Origin of the sequence: Cronobacter sp. EKM101R (assembly GCF_963888145.1) — a bacterium.
In the GTDB taxonomy this organism is placed as follows: domain Bacteria; phylum Pseudomonadota; class Gammaproteobacteria; order Enterobacterales; family Enterobacteriaceae; genus Cronobacter; species Cronobacter turicensis.
On the sequence record NZ_CAWPHW010000029.1, the window covers coordinates 1 to 1301 of the forward strand.

Below are 1301 nucleotides of genomic sequence, written 5' to 3' on the forward strand. Positions count from 1 at the left end.
TACAGAGATTACTACAGAGATTACTACAGAGAATAAAAACACTATTGGTGCATCCGCTGGCGCTGCTGCACGTAAGCGCTCTTCCAGAAATCAATATTCGCCGGAATTCGAAACTGCATGGCAGGCATATCCGAAACGTTCTGGCGGCAATTCGAAATCAGCCGCGTTCAAAGCCTGGAATGCCCGGCTGAAAGAGGGGGTGACTCCACAGGCAATGACTGAGGGGGTGGAGCGGTACGCCGCTTACGTTCTGGCTACCGGCAATACGGGAACACAGTACGTCAAACAGGCGGCCACATTCTTTGGCCCGGACTGCCACTTTGAGGAAGCCTGGTTACCGCCGGTCGGTGCCAGTGCAGGGCACAATCAGTTATCACGAGGTACAAATCATGCAGAACCGGACACCGAATCCACTGCAAACGCAGCCGTTCAACGGGTACGCGCCGCACGCGCACAGAAACTCGCAGGCCGAGGACAGGGCGTGGAAGTTCTGGGAGGTCATGGCGGAAATATATTCGAACCGCTGGGAAATCAAGAACGGTTCAGCACCGTCCGAACTCTGGATCTCCCAGATTGGCCAGATGAACAGCCGGCAGATAATGGCGATCTGTAACGCGCTGTTAGCCCGCTGCGCGGCAGGGAATTCGTGGCCGCCGGATCTGGCTGAGTTCTTGACGCTGGCGGCTGATAACTGCGGTACCGCTCTGGGGCTTAAAACCGGAGACGTGATGGCCGAATACTGGCGCTGGCGCAGGGAGTCATACCGGTACGACTCAGCAGTCGAATTTCCATGGAGTCACGATGTCCTGTACCAGATTTGCACCGAAATGCGACGCACAGGCACCGAGCAGCAAATGACTGAAAAAGAGCTGGAGGCGCTAGCGGGCCGGTTACTTGCGAAGTGGGAAAAACATATTCGCGACGGGCATGAAATTCCGGAAGTCCGGAAGCAACTGGAAAAGCCGCGCCACCCGACCGGGCCGACCCCGGCAGAGTTACTGATGGCGAAGTATCGCCAGCAACAGGCAGCGAAGAATTCAGATAAGCATTGAGGTTACACGAATGGCTAATTCTTATAAAAAAATGACCACGTCCGGCGTTATCAAGCGCCTGCATTCCGGGATGTTTATTCGACTGGATGATATTCACGTCAAAGAGGGCTTCAACAAGCGTGAGAACGACGAGCGAACCCGCCAGGCCGATGATGAACTGTTTGAGTTTCTTTGCGCCGGTGGCCGTGTTCCTGCGCTGGAAGTGATACCACGCGATGAGGGCGGTGTGTGGATTGTCGAGGGGCACCG

1 protein-coding gene and 2 pseudogenes are annotated in these 1301 nt (G+C 55.5%); all 3 read left to right on the top strand.

The genetic code is table 11. From position 1 onward, the window contains the following. Window positions 1-613: pseudogene (locus AACV31_RS15090) on the top strand (hypothetical protein); the annotation flags it as partial. Continuing rightward, window positions 600-1052 (top strand): replication protein P, encoded by a 453-nt coding sequence (locus tag AACV31_RS15095; protein WP_255491453.1) that lies wholly within the window; start codon window positions 600-602, stop codon window positions 1050-1052. The pseudogene AACV31_RS15090 and the gene AACV31_RS15095, both read left to right, overlap by 14 nt. Window positions 1053-1062: 10 nt before the next feature. Next, window positions 1063-1301 (top strand): annotated as a pseudogene (locus tag AACV31_RS15100) (chromosome partitioning protein ParB); the annotation flags it as partial.